This window comes from Nostoc edaphicum CCNP1411 (assembly GCF_014023275.1).
GTDB lineage: Bacteria > Cyanobacteriota > Cyanobacteriia > Cyanobacteriales > Nostocaceae > Nostoc > Nostoc edaphicum_A.
This window is the reverse complement of sequence record NZ_CP054698.1, coordinates 1,620,007-1,636,748: the sequence shown is the minus strand read 5'-3', so window position 1 is coordinate 1,636,748 and position 16,742 is coordinate 1,620,007. Positions and strand designations below refer to the sequence as shown.

Genomic DNA, 16,742 nt, shown 5'->3' with positions numbered 1-16,742 from the left:
CCTTGCCCTTTCCCCTTTAAACTTTAACCAATCTTTACCCGGCATTTTTGGGTTGGCAGACTACTAGGAGGAGTGCGTGCAACTTGATTTGTGGATTGACAACCTAATAAGCCCAATATACATTCTCGCCCAACTTTGCCATTTACTTGCACAGGTAAAATCTTTCAGGAGTAAGTACTAAAACACTAATTATTGTATGGTTTTAACTACTGTGTTTATTAATCACCACCGAACATTGACATTCACATAATTTAGCCCATGATTAGTGATTAAATTTAATAAATTAATTAATTATCATAATTTAGTCTAATCAAATACCAAAGATATTTAAAACAAAATTGTATAATATATATGGAACAAATGCTCTGTATACCAACAAAAACTGTGAATGTAGCATTTTTTCTGAGTATACTATATAACTTGTGTCTCTGAAAGTTCAACGACTAATGAATTATCTCAAAACCCTCAGTTTTCAGTCTTGACTTGAGCCTTATAGAATATAAAATTATCAATATTTGTTTATATAGATTTGAGCGCTGCTATTTTCTTAGCAGTATGTAAGGATTATTTTGGCTCCAATGGCTCAAACGAGTTTTAGACAGCCTCTTTTTTCGGAAGTTGTGAGGATCAACAAGAAGGAGAGAGATGGGGGGCAGGGGAAAATCCCATACTTAAAAGCAGGGGTAAGATAATTGACCTGACTTTGCACCTTGTGTCTCTCTACGAGATGCTGTTTTTTGTTTAGACTGTGTGTCTTGACCCAAATCTTTCTTTTTTCAACCTGAATAAATCTAGTTGCTCTGTCCCAAAGCAAAAGGGTATTTTTTCTTTCCCCGCTGCCTCTTGCGTAAAAGACCTCTACTCAAAAGATCACAAAAATATAGACCTGTACACGGAACTTTGGCTCATGACACCGGATACATTAATGACCCCGGAAAAAATTTTCCTGGATGGAAAAACTTTTATTCCTGCCGAACAATTACCTATTCCTGAGTGGCCTTGTGTTGTGAGTGAAAGACCACAACCGACACTGACGGTTAAAGATGATGATTTATTTTTTGTGACAGATACTATCGGGAATATTTCTGGCTGTTCCCTTAACGATGGCAATCCCAGCATGGGACTGTTTTGTTGTGATACGAGATTTCTCAATCGCTTGGAGCTGCAAATTGAAGGGCGATCGCCTGTACTCCTCAGTAGTACTGCTGAAAAAGGGTTTTCACTCTCAATTTTGTGTACTAACCCCAGAATCGACGAACGCCTGAAAGCCGAGACTATCGGAATTCGCCGAGAAATAGTTCTGAATGGAGCGCTATTTGAAGAAATAGAAGTATCTAACTACAGCACAACCACTGTTAATTTTGAACTAAGCATCAGCTTTGATGCCGATTTTGTTGATTTATTTGAAGTCAGGGGCTATGACAGAGAAAAACGAGGTCGGCTTTTACGTTTAGTGGAACCGACGGTTGAAGAAGGAACATTTTCTCAGGTCGATAGCGTTGCGCCTGTACACAAAGAGCCATCCGTCCCTAAAGAAGAAACCTTGACACTCGCCTATCAAGGTTTGGATGGCTCGGTGATGGAATCCCGAATTCTATTCCAGCATCGGCAACCAGACTATTTCAAAGGGTACACTGCGGTTTGGCAGCTAGAGTTAGCTTCTCACGAAACTCAAAAGCTGGGCTACCGAGTGAATATGTTGAGAAACAACCAGTCCAGTTCAACCGTAAGTGCCGCCACTACCTTAGGACAAGCGAAAGCTGCTGAGTGGATGGAGGAGCAACACTGGGTACAACAAATTACCCGCATTAGCTCAGATAAAAATACCTTCAATCGAGTGATTGAACGGGCTGAACAAGATATGTATTTGTTGCGCCAATCTTTTGGGAAGCATAAGACTGTTTCCGCCGGAGTGCCGTGGTTTTCGACACTATTTGGGCGAGATTCGCTGATTACAGCTTCTCAAACCCTGATGTTAAACTCGCAAATTGCCAAGGAAACCCTAATATTACTTGCGACATACCAAGGTAAAATCGACGACGAATGGCGCGAAGAAGAACCGGGTAAGATTTTGCACGAGTTACGTTTAGGAGAAATGGCTCGTTGTCAAGAAATTCCCCATACACCTTACTACGGTACAGTTGATGCCACTCCCCTGTGGCTGCTACTCTATGCCGAACATTATGCTTGGACTCACGATCAAGAACTCCTAGAGCAACTTTGGCCCAATGCTCTAGCAGCAATGGAGTGGATCGATCGCAACACCAAACAAACCAGCTACCTGAGTTACTTCCGTACATCTAAACGCGGTCTTGCTAACCAAGGTTGGAAAGACTCTGGCGACTGTATCGTAAACCACAAGGGAGAATTAGCCAACGGCCCAATTGCCCTTTGTGAGGTGCAAGCTTATGTTTATGCTGCAAAAATGCGCCTAGCAGAAATAGCTAGGATGAAAAAGCGGCTTGATTTGGCAGATCGTTGGCAAGAAGAGGCCAGAAATCTTAAGGTTCGTTTTAATCGAGATTTTTGGGTGGAAGACCAAGATTTCTGCGCTCTAGCTTTGGATGGAGACGGCAAGCCAGTAGACAGTATTACCTCAAATCCTGGGCATTGTCTGCATTTGGGACTCTTCACAGACGAAAAAGCTCATAGTGTAGCAGAACGGTTGCGGGCACCAGATATGTTTAATGGTTGGGGCATTCGGACTCTGAGTAGTTTGTCACCCGCTTATAATCCGATGGGTTATCACATTGGTTCGGTTTGGCCCCATGATAACGCTCTGATTGCAATGGGATTGCGATCGCTCGGTTTGATCGATCAAGCTCTGGAACTTTTCCAAGGTTTATTCGATATGACTGAGCAGCAACCCTATCAACGTCCTCCAGAACTTTTCTGCGGCTACGAACGGAATGGTGATAATGCTCCTGTGCAGTATCCAGTTGCCTGCACTCCCCAAGCTTGGGCGACGGGTAGTGTTTTCCAACTCCTACAAATGATGGTCAACTTGGTGCCTGATGCTCAAAATAATTGCTTGCGAATAATCGACCCCGCTTTGCCAGAATCGATTAATCGTTTGTCATTTCATAATTTGCGAGTCGGCCCCACCATCCTCGATTTGGAATTCGAGCGTTCTGGAACTACGACTGCTTGTCGCGTTGCGAAAAAACGGGGCAACTTGCGGGTAGTTATCGAAGCTTAAACCAGTTAAGAGTTAAGAGTTAGAAGTTAGGAGTTTTGAATCTTAATTTTTAACTCATTACTCTTAACTTTATACCCTTATTCTTGATTCTCAAATTCTTTTATGTTTTCTCGTGCATTGTATAAGTCCGTTGCAATACTTGTCGGTTAAGGGGAAAAGGGGAAGGGGAAAGGGGAAAGAAAAAACCTTTAACCTTTACCCTTTAACCTTTTCCCCAAAACCAATTCCGAGTTAAAAATCCTTAACCGAGCAGTATTGAAGTCCGTTGTTGGAATATGAGATTCCCTTAAAACTAGATTAATTGTTTTCATTAAAATTAAATTATTCAAAGATTTGTCATTTTTTATCAAAATAACATATTCTTCAGTTGGATCGTTAGTTATATACTTCCCTGATTCTTTTGGGAAAATACTATAATCCTTGAACGCTTCAGCTGATATTAGTTTTCCTTTGGTAAGGAACAAACAATCACTATATCAGCGTCTTCCTTGATATCTGTTTCAGAAGACAAATATTAAACTAATTCCAACTAGTGAAGTTATGGAATTGTATATTTTATTGTTTATTAATGACTGGATACTATTTGTGAGTTATATAACTCTTGACTAACATTCCTATATTACTATGAAATTCATGCTGAAAAACCACTTTAACAGCAATCAATGGCGAATTTTTACTGCTTTGATTTTGACGGGTCTTTTGTCTGTCGCTAGTAGTTTAACACTTGTCAAAGATGCTACAGGTGCTTCTGTGAACTTATCGCTAGAAAGAAGCAATGAAGTTCTCAAAGACAATGTTAAAACCAACCGCTTGCCACGTCCAGTAGTTAACGCGGTACTGCGAGATTTAGCCAGTAGACAGGGAATTTTCAGCAGCCAACTGCAAATTATTGACTATAATCAACAGACTTGGCGCAATGGTTGCTTGGAACTACCTCAACCTGATGAAATCTGCACCCAAGCGTTAGTTCCGGGTTGGCGAATTGTGGTATCTAATGGCAAACAAAACTGGATTTATCATACTAATAATAATGGGCGATCGCTACGTTTAGCTTCGGCAAATACTCCCTCAGAAAATCTGCCGGGTAAATTACCCACATCTGTAAAAAATTCTGTTTTGCGGGCTGCATCAAGACGTTTGCAAAAGCCAATTTCTCAGCTAACCATTATTCAGGCTCAACAGCAAACTTGGAGAGATAGCTGTTTAGAATTAGCTAATGCTGATGAATTCTGTACCCAAGCTTTAGTACAAGGCTGGCGGGTGATTGTCGATGCAGTTGATCAAACCTTGGTTTATCACACCAATCAAACAGGTTCCGCACTCAGACTGAATCAAAATGCTAATCAAAATACACTAGCCCCTGTGAAAATTCCAGTCAGCGAGTTACCACCACCGTTAGATCGAGATATAGTATTTCGGCAAATCTCCAGTGGTGGGATTACTGGCAGAACCTACGAGACTGTTTTACTCAAAGATGGGCTATTGATTCGGGTGCGTATTGGTGATGCCAATGATTCTGAACGTAGTGTTCGCCGCGTTTCTGTGCAACAGGTGCAACAATTTGTGCGATCGCTAGAACGTTCCCAGTTTAGTAAATTCCAGAATCTGAGTTACCCAGCCCCCAGCGGTTCTGCTGACTATATTACCTATACTCTCACCAGCCAACAGGGTACGGTTCAGTATAATGATATTTCTCAAAATAACCTGCCAAAGAATTTACAGACAGCAGTCAAAGCTTGGAATCAGATCGTAGCCAGCGCAAAATAATAAAAAACTCCACGCCACTTGCGGGATGGAGTTTTTGGGCATGGGGAACAGGGCATGGGGAAGAAGTTACCAATGCCCAATGCCCAATGCCCGAAGCGGCGGGGCGGCTGTCCCTCTGCACCCACAAGGGGATGGAGTTTCCCGCCGCTTTCAATTGACCGATTCAGCAAAAAGTTAGGAGCGATCGCCTGAGAATAACTGATAAAGTTGAGCTACGCAAAGTTGAAAACAGTGACCTATGCCTGCGTTTCTATTAGAAGTTGGTACAGAAGAATTACCTGCAAGCTTTCTCAGTGATGCCTTAATACAGTGGCGAGAGCGCATTCCTCAAAGTTTGGAAGCAAACAGCATCAAGGGCGAAAGTGTCCAGGTGTATGGTACTCCCCGACGTTTGGCGGTAGTGATTAAAGGTCTACCATCCCAGCAACCAGACCGAGAAGAAGAAATTAAAGGGCCCCCTGCCCAAGCCGCCTTTAAAGATGGTCAACCGACAGCCGCCGCCGCCGGTTTTGCTAAAAAGCAAGGTGTGGAATTAGATGCGCTGTCTGTTCGCCCCACTGACAAAGGGGAATTTGTCTTTGTGCAAAAAAGAATTCTTGGTCGTTCTGTCGCGGAAATTTTGACAGAACTTGTTCCCCAGTGGATTTGGGGTTTGGAAGGTAAACGTTTGATGCGTTGGGGTGATGGGGATGCGAGATTTTCCCGACCAATTCGTTGGTTGGTAGCTTTGTTAGATGAAACGGTGCTACCTCTAGAATTAGTGAATGGTTCTAAAACGATTCAGAGCGATCGCATTTCTCAAGGTCATCGGGTCTTACATCCTGAACTTGTGACAATTGCCCAAGCTACCGATTATGTTACCGACCTCAAGTCTGCTTATGTCACCGTTGATCCAGAAGAACGGTCAAATCTGATCAAAGAGCAAGTAAAGGCAGTAGCAGAGAATTTAGGCGGTTATACAGTCATTTACCCCGATTTGTTAGCAGAAGTAACCAACCTTGTCGAATATCCTTCCGCAGTTGTCGGGAAATTTGAACCAGAATTTTTGGAATTACCAACTGAAGTAATTACTGAAGTTATGGTTACTCACCAGCGTTATTTTCCTGTATTCAAACCAGATAGTTCTCAGCAAGAATTATTACCCAATTTCATCACTATTTCTAATGCTGATCCCAAAAAATCAGATATTGTCGCCGTTGGGAATGAAAGAGTAATTCGTGCCAGATTAGCTGATGGCAGATTTTTCTACGAAGCTGATTTAACCAAACCAATAGAAAGCTTTTTACCCCAGTTAGAAAAAGTCACTTTCCAAGAAGAATTGGGTTCGGTGCGTACCAAGATAGATAGAGTAGTCAAGATTGCCGAGCAAATAAGCACCCAATTAGAATTAGCGGAAAATCAAAGCCAAAAAATCCAACGTGCTGCTTTATTATGTAAAGCAGATTTGGTTACACAAATGGTGTATGAATTCCCGGAATTGCAAGGCATCATGGGAGAAAAATATGCCTTAGCCAGTGGTGAAGATGCGGAAGTAGCAAAGGCAATTTATCAACATTATTTGCCAACGGGAGCCGGTGACAATTTACCCGAAACACTCACAGGTCAAATTGTCGGTTTGGCAGATAGACTAGATACCTTGGTAAGTATCTTTGGCTTAGGTTTAATTCCCACTGGTTCCTCCGATCCCTTCGCCTTGCGTCGGGCTGCTAATGCTGTAGTTAAAATTACTTGGTTTTATAATCTGCCGATAAATTTAGATAATTTATTGGCACAAATAGCAACAGATTTTGCAGCAAAATACCACAAAGATCAGGCATCATTAACCACAGCATTACAAGAGTTTTTCTTGCAACGCATCCGCACTTTGCTGCAAGAAGAAAAGCAGATTGATTACGATTTAGTAAATGCAGTTTTGGGAGAAAATGACCCAGAATACACAGAACGGACGTTAAAGGATTTATTGGATGTCCGCGATCGCGCCTTGTACTTACAACAAATCCGCAACGATAGTACTTTAGATAACATCTACGAAACCGTTAACCGTTCCACACGATTAGCCGCTCAAGGTGATTTGGATACAAAACAGCTAGAACCAGCAACGGTAGTTCGTCCAGAATTATTCCAAAAGCCCTCAGAAGAAGCTTTGTATAAAGCCTTAATCGAATCAGTACCGCAAACTCAAGCAGCACAGCAGACACGAAATTATCAACTGTTAGTAGCAGCACTAGCAAAAATTGCTCCAGCAGTTAGTAACTTTTTTGATGGTCCAGATAGCGTTTTAGTTATGGATTCCGATCCAGAAGTCAAGCGTAATCGGTTACATCTACTCGGATTAGTTCGCAATCATGCCCGTGTTTTAGCTGACTTTGGTGCGATCATCAAAAATCTGTAGCGTAGGTCAACAAAAACTTGTGTAATTTTTGCCAAGAAGCGCTACTATAGGGAGTGCTTAACCAGGGACTCTGCTGCAATCTATGCCTAGAGCTACTGTAATTGGATTGGGAAAGTCCGGTGTTGCTGCGGCGAGATTGTTGAAACGGGAAGGTTGGGAGGTGGAGCTAAGTGATCGCAACACCTCCGAAGCCCTCCTGCAACAACAACAAGAACTCGCTGCCGAGCAAATAACCGTGAAACTAGGCCAATCCCTAGAATTGAATGGTGCTAATTTACCCCAATTAATAGTCGTTAGTCCTGGCGTGCCTTGGGATATTCCCACATTAGTTGAGGCACGCCAATTAGGTATTGAAACCATTGGCGAAATGGAACTCGCTTGGCGAAATTTGCGATTACTGCCTTGGGTAGGAATTACAGGTACTAACGGTAAAACTACTACCACAGCTTTAATTGCTGCCATTTTCCAAGCAGCAGAATTAGATGCCCCCGCCTGCGGTAATATTGGCTACGCCGCTTGTGATGTTGCCTTATCTTCGAGGGGGAGAGGGGCAGAGAGCAGGGAGCAGGGAGCAGGGGGAGTAGGGGAGGCATTTGATAATTCTTGTACAGACGCGATTAATCGCGTCTCTCCTAACTCCTCACTCGATTGGGTGATTGCGGAAGTTAGCAGCTATCAAATAGAATCTTCCGTCTCTCTTGCTCCCCGTATCGGTGTTTGGACGACTTTCACACCAGATCACCTCAGTCGCCATCAGACTTTAGAGAACTATTACAACATCAAAGCCAAGTTATTACGTCAATCTGAGTTGCAAGTATTCAATGGCGATGATGCCTACTTGAGCCAGCTAGGTTTAAGTGCTTGGCCTGATGCCTATTGGACAAGTGTCAAAGGAAAAGATTTCCTGATTAGCGAAAAAGGCTTTTACATTGAGGACGGCTGGGTTGTGGAAAAATTAACTGCAACCTCTGCACCAGAACCGATTGTAAAAGTATCTACTTTGCGAATGGTGGGAGAACATAACCAGCAAAATCTCTTGATGGCAGTAGCAACGGCAAGATTAGCGGGAATTAATCGTGATGCGATCGCACTTGCGATTCGAGAATTCCCTGGTGTTGCCCATCGTTTGGAACATATCTGCACTTGGGAAGGTATTGATTTCATTAACGACAGCAAAGCCACCAACTACGATGCTGCTGAAGTTGGTTTAGCATCTGTAAAAAGTCCAGCAATTTTAATTGCTGGTGGAGAAGCGAAAGCAGGTGATGATACTGGCTGGCTAGCAAAAATTCACTCCCAAGCTGCTGCTGTGTTATTGATTGGCTCTGCTGCACCCGCATTTGCCAAACGTCTCCAAGAGGTAGGGTATCATACATACCATATTGTGGAAACTATGGAAAGGGCAGTTCCGAGAGCAGCAGAATTAGCTAAGGAATATCAAGCGTCTGTGGTGTTGCTATCTCCGGCTTGTGCGAGTTTTGACCAGTACCCGAATTTTGAGGTGCGGGGCGATCGCTTCCGTCAGTTATGCCTTGCTTGGACGGAAAGCTGGAAACCTCGCAGAGTAGAACATCCAGAGTTTGAAAACTCTAATCAAGAGTCCATAGTTCCAAGTCGATAACCATTGTTTTTCAACCAGTTCGTAGTAAGGACTTTAGTCCTTATTTTCTAGGCACTAAAGTCCTTACTACAAACTCTCAAAACTAATACCATTTCCCGAAAATCTTGATACATATAGATTTTTCGTAGGGGTAAAGCACATTGCTCATTGGTGTCAACTTAACGCGAAACCGCACGTCCGCCAGGGATTGTAAATCCCTGTCTCATAGCTAAAGTCATCTGAAGATGACTAGATATCCCCAAAAATATTCAGTCTACTTCAGTAGACTTTAGCTATGAGCCAGAGAATTCATTCTCTGGCGGGTTATGAAGCCCGCAGCGAAGCTATTTCTAGCTTAAGTTGACACCAATGAGCAATGTGCTTTACCCTTAACCACGTATTTGTATCATTAAAATATTCTCGCCTTAAAACTCTATCCCTTTATGGGTAGAGTATTCACCAATTCAGAATTCTGTATTCTGAATTCTGACTCCTGTTTTCTAACTATATTTTGCTGTAGTTTGCAACTTCAACCTCATGAGCAATGCTTGTAGGTTCAGGAATAGGTAAACCATCTTCTAGCATTCCTTCTATATGAAATTCAATAGCTTCTGCAATCATCTGCTTAACTTCTTCTAAAGTTTCACCCACAGCAACACAACCTGGTAAATCAGGGATATAAGCAGAATAATTACCTTCAGCCTTTTCAATCACTACTACGTACTGCATTGCCGTTCTCCTTATAACTGTGCTTGCCTCCAAATACTACTTAGAGTACCAGGGGCTAAGTCGTCAGACAATTTACCTGGAACTGTAACCACACCGGGTTTATCAGGATGTTTGAACTGTCGATGACTACCTTTAGTTCTATCAAGATACCAATCATCAGATTCCAGTCGCTTGATTACATCTCGTACTTTCATGTTACTACTTATCTGTACAGGTAAAACTTCTGTTACAGATAGAGTGCCTTATTAAGAACGCAAAGTAAACGCAATTATGTCCGTCATTTTGTCGTGGGTTTCAGCATTGCTACCCTACATATCAATCAACCAATGGGGCGATTTCCGGGATTGACTGCATGAATATATTCACTACCCGATCGCGGTCTTCCTCGTTTATAATAAGCTTCTTCTGGTTTACCCCATCCTAGCTGCAAAATCATTTCCAAAAAGCTAGAATTTTCCCACTTGCATAAACTTGCCCATTCTGTTCTTTGAACAATTCTTTCTAAATCAGATGTGGCAATTTGTTGGTATTGTTTACTATTATTGAAACTCAAGTATAAATCCATCCCTATAGAGACTTCATACCAAAATTCTACGATGGAATTTTTAGCAGCTTTTAATATCTCTAAGTCGCAATTAAGGGCAATTAACTCAGTATCTATTTCGGGATAGTGCAACTTTTTTCCTTTAACTGTCAATTCCCGCCAGATAATACCGGAAACTCGATTTTCTTTCTGATATTCGTGAATTGCAGTTTTGAAATCTTGATAAGCAGTGAACTGTTGCAGCCCATCAGTGCTGATAAACTGGTCAATTACAGGATTGCCAGAGACTGTCATTTCTAATTTTAGACGTTTTCCTTTGAGGCAAGCTTGGCGTTCGGCTGCCAAAATTTGAATTAGTTCCTGGGTGGTGTAAACCTGTGACATCAGAATACACTCTAGTTAGTCATTGGTCATTAGTCATTAGTCATTAGTCAGTTTTTGCGGACTTATAGACTATAGATTAACTCTGTAATCTGTTAAAACAGATATTTCAATATTATGCTTTGGCATCGGCAGAAATGTAGTAACAGATATCACTAAAAATTAGGGCAGACCAATTTGGTCTACCCCATAAGTTACCTAGCTAACTCACTACTGAACTCATTGAAGGCTCGGCGCTTTAGCTGTGCTGTTTCGGTGCGTGGTAATAAATCAAAGATTTTGCGAAATTCATCGTCTATTTCTTCAAAAGGTACTTGACCCTTTTTATTCAAAACTACTTCACCTGATTTATTAAACACTACGACTTGCGGAACACCCCCAGAATAGTAATATCCTGGTTCTGTGGGATCGTAAGTTTCTTTGGGCGGGATAGTATCTACATTAATCGGCATAATTTCTGCTACCCGACCATAGAATTCCTGTACCCGTGAAATGGAAATGGCATATCTTTTGGAATCGCTGCTGTCATCTAAATAAAAAGCCAAAAAGACGGGTTTATGTTCCGCTAAAGTCTGTGCGAGTGACTGTCTCGGTGGAACTAATGAACCATTGCCAGCATAAACGACAAAGATGTTGCCATCATATAAATCATTATCAAGACCAGCATACGCAGGTTGCATACTTATAATGAAAAGACTTGCAAGCAACAACAGGCATTTGGAAAACCGCCTTTGCCAGCTAGTAATTTGTTTATGTAAAAAAAGAAACTTTGTGCTATTCATCAAAAGGAACCTTGCAAGCTACTACTTGTCGTGATTTTGTGCTGAATTCAGCAAACTGGGCTGGATATGTAATTACGCCCACGCACTATTTTTTAAGATAACGCTTACTGAGATTATCTCTCGCAAGTGGCTGGTACTGCTACGCAAAAGTCAAAACAGAGGTAAAGTAGTGCAACTATAAGGCTCAACAATCCAAAATCGAAAATTCAAAATTGGTATGACTGGCTTTTTCACCCAGGATTCGCTAAACTCACAAGATTAAATTTGTAACTTAAAGACTATCAATTAGCAACCGCCAGAAGACTAGGGTACAGATATGGGAAAGAAAATACAATTCATAGATAGACTGCGATTAGGTTTCGCGGTGTCAGTAGCAAAAAGTGTGACGTTTATAGTGCGATCGCTGCGTCTAGGTGCTGCTAGTGTGTTACCAGGCTCGATTGCTCGTCGCATTGAACCCCGACTTTTACAATTATTGAGTCAGCAAGTTAAAAACGGGGTGATTTTAATTGCTGGTACTAATGGCAAAACCACTACAGCGCTACTCTTATGCACAATACTAGAACGCAAGGGTTTTCGCGTCACTCATAATTCTACAGGTGCAAATCTGGAAAATGGCTTGATGACGGCGCTGTTGGAAAGCACCAACTTATTAGGGACGCTAAATACTGATTACGCCATTTTGGAAGTTGATGAAAATATTGTCCCAAGAGTATTAGCGCCACTCCAGCCGCGAATAATTCTCTGTTTAAACTTGTTCCGTGACCAACTCGATAGGTACGGCGAAGTAGACACAATTAGCAAGCGTTGGACAAAAGTTATTTCTACCCTACCAACAGAAACGGTAGTAATTCCCAATGCTGATGACCCAACTTTGTCTAACCTCGGTCAGCAGTTACCCCAACGGGTGTTATTCTTTGGCTTGAATGAACCAGAACATTATCTAGAAGCAATTCCTCACGCTGTTGATTCTATCTATTGTCCCAAATGTGGACATTCTCTAGATTATGAGGGTGTTTATTTGTCTCATTTGGGAGATTTTACTTGTCCCAAGTGTGGTTTTACTAAAAGTAAACCTACTCTCGAAAGTAGTGAATGGTCACAAATTCTGGTTGGTTTGTACAACAAATATAATACTTTGGCTGCTGCTACTGCGGCTATTGAGTTGGGAGTTGATGAAGCAACAATCAGAGATACTATTAATAACTTCCAAGCTGCCTTTGGCCGGGCTGAAGATTTAGTAATTGACGGTAAACGCGTGCGAATATTGTTATCAAAAAATCCTGTAGGAACGAATGAAACCATTCGCGTAGTTACTCAAAGCACAGATAAAACCACACTGCTGGTCTTGAACGATCGCACGCCCGATGGTACTGATGTATCCTGGATTTGGGACGTGGATACCGAGAAATTAGTCGAACGAGGCGGAACTTTAGTAGTGAGTGGCGATCGCGTCTATGATATGGCACTACGTCTACGTTACAGCGAAAAGTCTGGTGAGAGTAAGTTAAATCTGATTGTCGAAGAAGATTTGAAACAAGCGATCGCTACTGCATTAGAGCATACACCAGAGAATGAAACTTTACACATTCTGCCTACCTACTCAGCCATGTTAGAAGTGCGAGAAGTCCTAACTGGGCGGAAAATTCTTTAATTTGTCATTTGTCATTTGTCATTTGTCATTGGGCATTGGTTATTCTCCCCCATTCCCCATTCCCCATTCCCCATTCCCAATTCCCCAAATTTATGAGTTCTCAACAACTAGAATTAACAATAGGTTGGCTTTATCCGACGCTGATGAGTACTTATGGCGATCGCGGTAATGTAATTACTATAGAGCGTCGCGCTCAGTGGCGGGGATACAATGTGAAAGTGTTACCCCTAGATCAAAATGCCACAGCCGCAGATATTAAAACTGTAGATGTAATCGTTGGTGGTGGCGCACAAGACCGTCAGCAAGAAATTGTCATGCGGGATTTACAAGGTGCAAAAGCTGACGCTATGCGCGAAAAAATCGAAAATGGAACACCGGGAGTATTTACTTGTGGTTCCCCCCAACTGCTGGGACATTATTATGAACCAGGCTTAGGACAACGGATTGATGGTTTGGGAATACTCGATTTAGTTTCCGTCCATCCTGGTGAAAATACTAAGCGCTGTATTGGTAACTTAGTAATTGAAGTCACAGCTTCACGTCTGGCGCGAGATTTAAAAGAGATGACGGGTAGCACACCATATTTGGTAGGCTTTGAAAATCACGGTGGACGTACCAAACTGGGAAAAGTGGAAGCTTTGGGGCGAGTGGTATATGGTTTGGGAAATAATGGTGAAGATGGGACAGAAGGAGCATTTTATCAGAATGCGATCGCTACTTATTCTCATGGCCCTTTATTACCGAAAAATCCTTTCGTCGCCGATTGGTTAATTCAAACAGCGCTGCGGCTAAAGTATCAGGAAGCGATCGCGCTGTCACCTTTGGATGATAGTTTGGCTATACAAGCAAGAGAATCAATGTTTAAGCGCTTGAAAGTGAGTTTGCCAACTGTTGCTACAACAAAAGCTTAATGTGAGTTTGCTTTTTACTCTTTTCAAACCTTAATAATTAAAGGAGAAGTCAAAATTCAGAATTTAATCAGTGGTGGGTCTAAATCCACCACTGAATTATTGCACCACAAAATTTTCTTGTTTTTTGGGGTGTTTCACCGTTGATTCAAAAGCTAGAATAATGTTTAATTACAGTTCTAATCAGGCTAGCTTCGACTATTCAGGTTCACTGTCTATGTAGATGCTGGCTTTTTCTTAAGGACTTTATTCATCAAACCAAGTACTAACAGACCGAAAATTGTACCAGGTTCAGGAATAGCAGTTGCGGTCAACTCACCACCAAGATCCAACCTACAGTTTGGGTATGTGTCGCAGACTTCTGGTGAAAGGTCATCTTTCAAGAATATCTTAGCTGTTGGTAATCCTTGTTCGGCATTTAGGTAAGTATAAAAATCTAATCCTGTCACATCTGTTGCAAAGTCAATTCCCAAATCAAAACCATTAGATGTGTCAAAATTACCAGTTTGTAGAACAGTCTTTGTGACTGTATCAAAATTGAAATTGAAACTACTGTCCGATTGGGGAAAATCGTAGTTAAAATTTTGCAATAAACTTCCTTCTGGGTTGAAGAAAGAAATAGCAAAATCAGTCAGTTCATCCTTTGTGACGATACTTCCAAGGAAACTATCATCATAGCTGAACTGCCCCTTAGCTGAATAACCTTGATCTCCTAACCAATCAAGCTGATAAGAAGCAGCATCAGCACTGGAAACGTTTATTAAAGTAGCTATAGAACTGAAAGCGGCAACAGCTACAGTAGCTTTGATCTGGTTACGAATGCTTTTCATTTTCTTGATAAAAGTAATAGATTCTGATGCTGTATTCGTCTGCAAACTTTTCATCAGTATGGAAGTCAATACTGATTATTCCTTAAAAGATGAACTATATAAAGTGAATTCATCTACCTAAATAGTGAGATTAAACACAGCATTAATCACTGAAATAGGTTAGAAGGATTGTATCATTTACAGTCAAAAATCTGATGATATCTGTTGATTGTTTTTTGTAAGATAAGCCAAAAATATATAATTTATACTAATAATATGTCTTGCATTTTTTAAAATATCCTTTAACTCATCTTAAACAAATGATGTTTTAGTCACTCTGATTTTTATTACTTTATTTAGATTATTGTTTGTGCAAAGTTAAGATGTTAGAAATCAATAATTTATAAAGTTTATTCTTTTATCTACTTATTTATATATAGCCCTATATTTTAGATAGCTGGTTTGTTTGAATGTATGCATCGATTTGCCAAAAATTAGGCAAATTTAATATAAATTTACCTTTTATTTACTAACCCTAAATTAAATAAAGCATTACCCAAACTTAATCAAGATCAAATATTTTTGCTTCAGCATTATTTTTAAGTAACCAAACCATCCTCATGACATTCTCAAGACGTAAATTCTTTGCTATAGCAGGTACAACTGCTGTCGGCACCTTGATGGTGTCTCCTATGGAAGGTCTTCTTGCCAGACAAGCCTTTGGTCGAAGATTTGGTAAAGGATATGGGCCACTTGTACCAGATCCCAGAGGCTTATTAGATTTACCAGCAGGATTTCAGTATCGAACTTTCTCTCTAACAGGCGAACTCATGAACGATGGCACTAAAGTGCCTGGTGGTCATGATGGCATGGCAGCTTTTCCCGGCCCCAGAAATACAGTTATTCTGGTTCGCAATCACGAACTTAGCCCTACATCTGCTACACAAGTCCAAGGCCCAAATCCTTATGATCCATTTTGTAAGGGCGGCACAACAAATTTGGTTGTTGGACGCGATCGCCAGCTAATCAAACAATTCACTTCTTTAAGCGGAACTTTTCGTAACTGTGCAGGTGGGCTAACTCCTTGGGGTTCATGGATTAGTTCTGAAGAGAACACTTCTACTCCGACTTCCTTTCCGATAGGCAATAGAAACTATGTCTCGAAGTTCCACGGCTATAACTTTGAAGTTCCAGCTAGCGTCACTTCTGCTGTAAAGCCTGAACCTCTAATAGCTATGGGACGCTTTAACCATGAAGCTGTTGCTGTAGATCCTAAAACAGGAATTGTCTATGAAACTGAAGATACGGGAGACAGTCTCTTCTACCGTTTTATCCCGAAAGTACGTGGCAAGTTAAAAGAAGGAGGCACTCTTCAAGCCTTAAAATTCAAAGATATCTTTCAAGCACAAACTTTTGCGGATTTCCCCAAGGGGAAGCCCATGAAAGTCGAATGGGTAACGATTACTGAGCCAAATCCACCTCAAGATACTGTACGAGTAGAAGGTTTTGCAAAAGGAGCGGCCCAGTTTGCTCGTGGGGAAGGTATCTGGTATGGTAACGGTGAAATTTACTTTTGCTGTACAAGTGGCGGTGCTTTAGGTCTTGGTCAAGTCTGGCGCTATATTCCGGCTAAAGAGACAATTGAACTGTTTGTAGAGTCTACATCTGCTGCCGAACTGGAAAATCCAGATAACATAGTTGTTTCACCTTATGGCGATCTGATTCTTTGTGAAGATGGAGATGATGAGCAGTTCTTAGTAGGTGTTACTCCCAAGGGTGAACTCTATCAATTCGCACGTAATTCTCTGAATACAAGCGAGTTCGCTGGTGCTTGCTTCTCACCTGATGGTAAGACTTTGTTTGTCAACATCCAAACTCCTGGTATTACTTTCGCAATTTGGGGCCCTTGGACAAGTCATAGAGGCTAATATCAAGTCGTAATATCAATGTCAGCGACGCCGAATAGCCTGCCGCAGG

The 16,742-nt window shown here is 41.4% G+C and carries 13 protein-coding genes; 8 read left to right on the top strand and 5 right to left on the bottom strand.

Annotated features, from left to right (window positions below):
• The first annotated feature begins 907 nt into the window (after positions 1-907).
• The 5 genes from HUN01_RS09575 to murD all read left to right on the top strand — a co-directional run bounded on the left by HUN01_RS09575 (position 908) and on the right by murD (position 8,979).
• The gene (locus HUN01_RS09575) at positions 908-3,199 is read left to right on the top strand and encodes an amylo-alpha-1,6-glucosidase (RefSeq protein ID WP_181931062.1); all 2,292 of its coding nucleotides are present in this window, start codon (positions 908-910) and stop codon (positions 3,197-3,199) included.
• A gap of 624 nt (positions 3,200-3,823) precedes the next feature.
• Positions 3,824-4,966, top strand: coding sequence for a hypothetical protein (locus tag HUN01_RS09570; RefSeq protein ID WP_181931061.1), 1,143 nt, complete (start codon positions 3,824-3,826; stop codon positions 4,964-4,966).
• A 54-nt stretch (positions 4,967-5,020) separates the two neighbouring features.
• On the top strand, positions 5,021-5,158 hold the full coding sequence (locus tag HUN01_RS09565; protein ID WP_181931060.1) for a hypothetical protein: 138 nt from the start codon (positions 5,021-5,023) through the stop codon (positions 5,156-5,158).
• Between the two features lie 46 nt (positions 5,159-5,204).
• Positions 5,205-7,358: a glycine--tRNA ligase subunit beta gene (gene glyS, locus HUN01_RS09560; protein WP_181931059.1), complete on the top strand. Its 2,154-nt coding sequence runs from the start codon at positions 5,205-5,207 to the stop codon at positions 7,356-7,358.
• An 82-nt stretch (positions 7,359-7,440) separates the two neighbouring features.
• Entirely contained in the window at positions 7,441-8,979 is a 1,539-nt protein-coding gene (murD, locus tag HUN01_RS09555; protein WP_238846109.1) for a UDP-N-acetylmuramoyl-L-alanine--D-glutamate ligase, read from the top strand.
• Between the two features lie 483 nt (positions 8,980-9,462).
• Here murD and HUN01_RS09550 read toward each other — a convergent pair whose 3' ends face one another.
• From HUN01_RS09550 to HUN01_RS09535, 4 genes are all read right to left on the bottom strand, one after another.
• Entirely contained in the window at positions 9,463-9,687 is a 225-nt protein-coding gene (locus HUN01_RS09550) for a type II toxin-antitoxin system HicB family antitoxin (RefSeq protein WP_181931058.1), read from the bottom strand.
• 11 nt (positions 9,688-9,698) lie between these two features.
• A complete protein-coding gene (locus HUN01_RS09545; protein WP_181931057.1) occupies positions 9,699-9,881 on the bottom strand; it encodes a type II toxin-antitoxin system HicA family toxin in 183 nt (60 codons plus the stop codon).
• A 125-nt stretch (positions 9,882-10,006) separates the two neighbouring features.
• Positions 10,007-10,615, bottom strand: a complete 609-nt coding sequence (locus HUN01_RS09540) for a hypothetical protein (RefSeq protein ID WP_181931056.1) — start codon at positions 10,613-10,615, stop codon at positions 10,007-10,009.
• A gap of 191 nt (positions 10,616-10,806) precedes the next feature.
• Positions 10,807-11,394: a thylakoid membrane photosystem I accumulation factor gene (locus tag HUN01_RS09535; protein ID WP_181931055.1), complete on the bottom strand. Its 588-nt coding sequence runs from the start codon at positions 11,392-11,394 to the stop codon at positions 10,807-10,809.
• 316 nt (positions 11,395-11,710) lie between these two features.
• Between HUN01_RS09535 and HUN01_RS09530 the strand changes: the two genes are divergently transcribed.
• Complete coding sequence (locus HUN01_RS09530) at positions 11,711-13,048, top strand: Mur ligase family protein (RefSeq protein WP_181931054.1); 1,338 nt, start codon at positions 11,711-11,713, stop codon at positions 13,046-13,048.
• A gap of 92 nt (positions 13,049-13,140) precedes the next feature.
• Entirely contained in the window at positions 13,141-13,959 is an 819-nt protein-coding gene (locus HUN01_RS09525; RefSeq protein ID WP_181931053.1) for a type 1 glutamine amidotransferase, read from the top strand.
• A 212-nt stretch (positions 13,960-14,171) separates the two neighbouring features.
• Here HUN01_RS09525 and HUN01_RS09520 read toward each other — a convergent pair whose 3' ends face one another.
• Entirely contained in the window at positions 14,172-14,786 is a 615-nt protein-coding gene (locus HUN01_RS09520; protein WP_181931052.1) for a PEP-CTERM sorting domain-containing protein, read from the bottom strand.
• A gap of 599 nt (positions 14,787-15,385) precedes the next feature.
• Here HUN01_RS09520 and HUN01_RS09515 point away from each other — a divergent pair.
• Complete coding sequence (locus HUN01_RS09515; RefSeq protein WP_181931051.1) at positions 15,386-16,693, top strand: alkaline phosphatase PhoX; 1,308 nt, start codon at positions 15,386-15,388, stop codon at positions 16,691-16,693.
• Positions 16,694-16,742: the final 49 nt, after the last annotated feature.

What these genes read in the sequence shown, in the direction of transcription:
- HUN01_RS09515 (WP_181931051.1), top strand. Translation starts at nt 15,386, where the DNA reads ATGACATTCTCAAGACGTAAATTCTTTGCTATAGCAGGTACAACTGCT.
- murD (WP_238846109.1), top strand. Translation starts at nt 7,441, where the DNA reads ATGCCTAGAGCTACTGTAATTGGATTGGGAAAGTCCGGTGTTGCTGCG.
- HUN01_RS09535 (WP_181931055.1), bottom strand. Translation starts at nt 11,394, where the DNA reads ATGAATAGCACAAAGTTTCTTTTTTTACATAAACAAATTACTAGCTGG.
- HUN01_RS09520 (WP_181931052.1), bottom strand. Translation starts at nt 14,786, where the DNA reads ATGAAAAGCATTCGTAACCAGATCAAAGCTACTGTAGCTGTTGCCGCT.
- HUN01_RS09530 (WP_181931054.1), top strand. Translation starts at nt 11,711, where the DNA reads ATGGGAAAGAAAATACAATTCATAGATAGACTGCGATTAGGTTTCGCG.
- glyS (WP_181931059.1), top strand. Translation starts at nt 5,205, where the DNA reads ATGCCTGCGTTTCTATTAGAAGTTGGTACAGAAGAATTACCTGCAAGC.
- HUN01_RS09570 (WP_181931061.1), top strand. Translation starts at nt 3,824, where the DNA reads ATGAAATTCATGCTGAAAAACCACTTTAACAGCAATCAATGGCGAATT.
- HUN01_RS09575 (WP_181931062.1), top strand. Translation starts at nt 908, where the DNA reads ATGACACCGGATACATTAATGACCCCGGAAAAAATTTTCCTGGATGGA.
- HUN01_RS09545 (WP_181931057.1), bottom strand. Translation starts at nt 9,881, where the DNA reads ATGAAAGTACGAGATGTAATCAAGCGACTGGAATCTGATGATTGGTAT.
- HUN01_RS09525 (WP_181931053.1), top strand. Translation starts at nt 13,141, where the DNA reads ATGAGTTCTCAACAACTAGAATTAACAATAGGTTGGCTTTATCCGACG.
- HUN01_RS09540 (WP_181931056.1), bottom strand. Translation starts at nt 10,615, where the DNA reads ATGTCACAGGTTTACACCACCCAGGAACTAATTCAAATTTTGGCAGCC.
- HUN01_RS09550 (WP_181931058.1), bottom strand. Translation starts at nt 9,687, where the DNA reads ATGCAGTACGTAGTAGTGATTGAAAAGGCTGAAGGTAATTATTCTGCT.
- HUN01_RS09565 (WP_181931060.1), top strand. Translation starts at nt 5,021, where the DNA reads ATGGGGAAGAAGTTACCAATGCCCAATGCCCAATGCCCGAAGCGGCGG.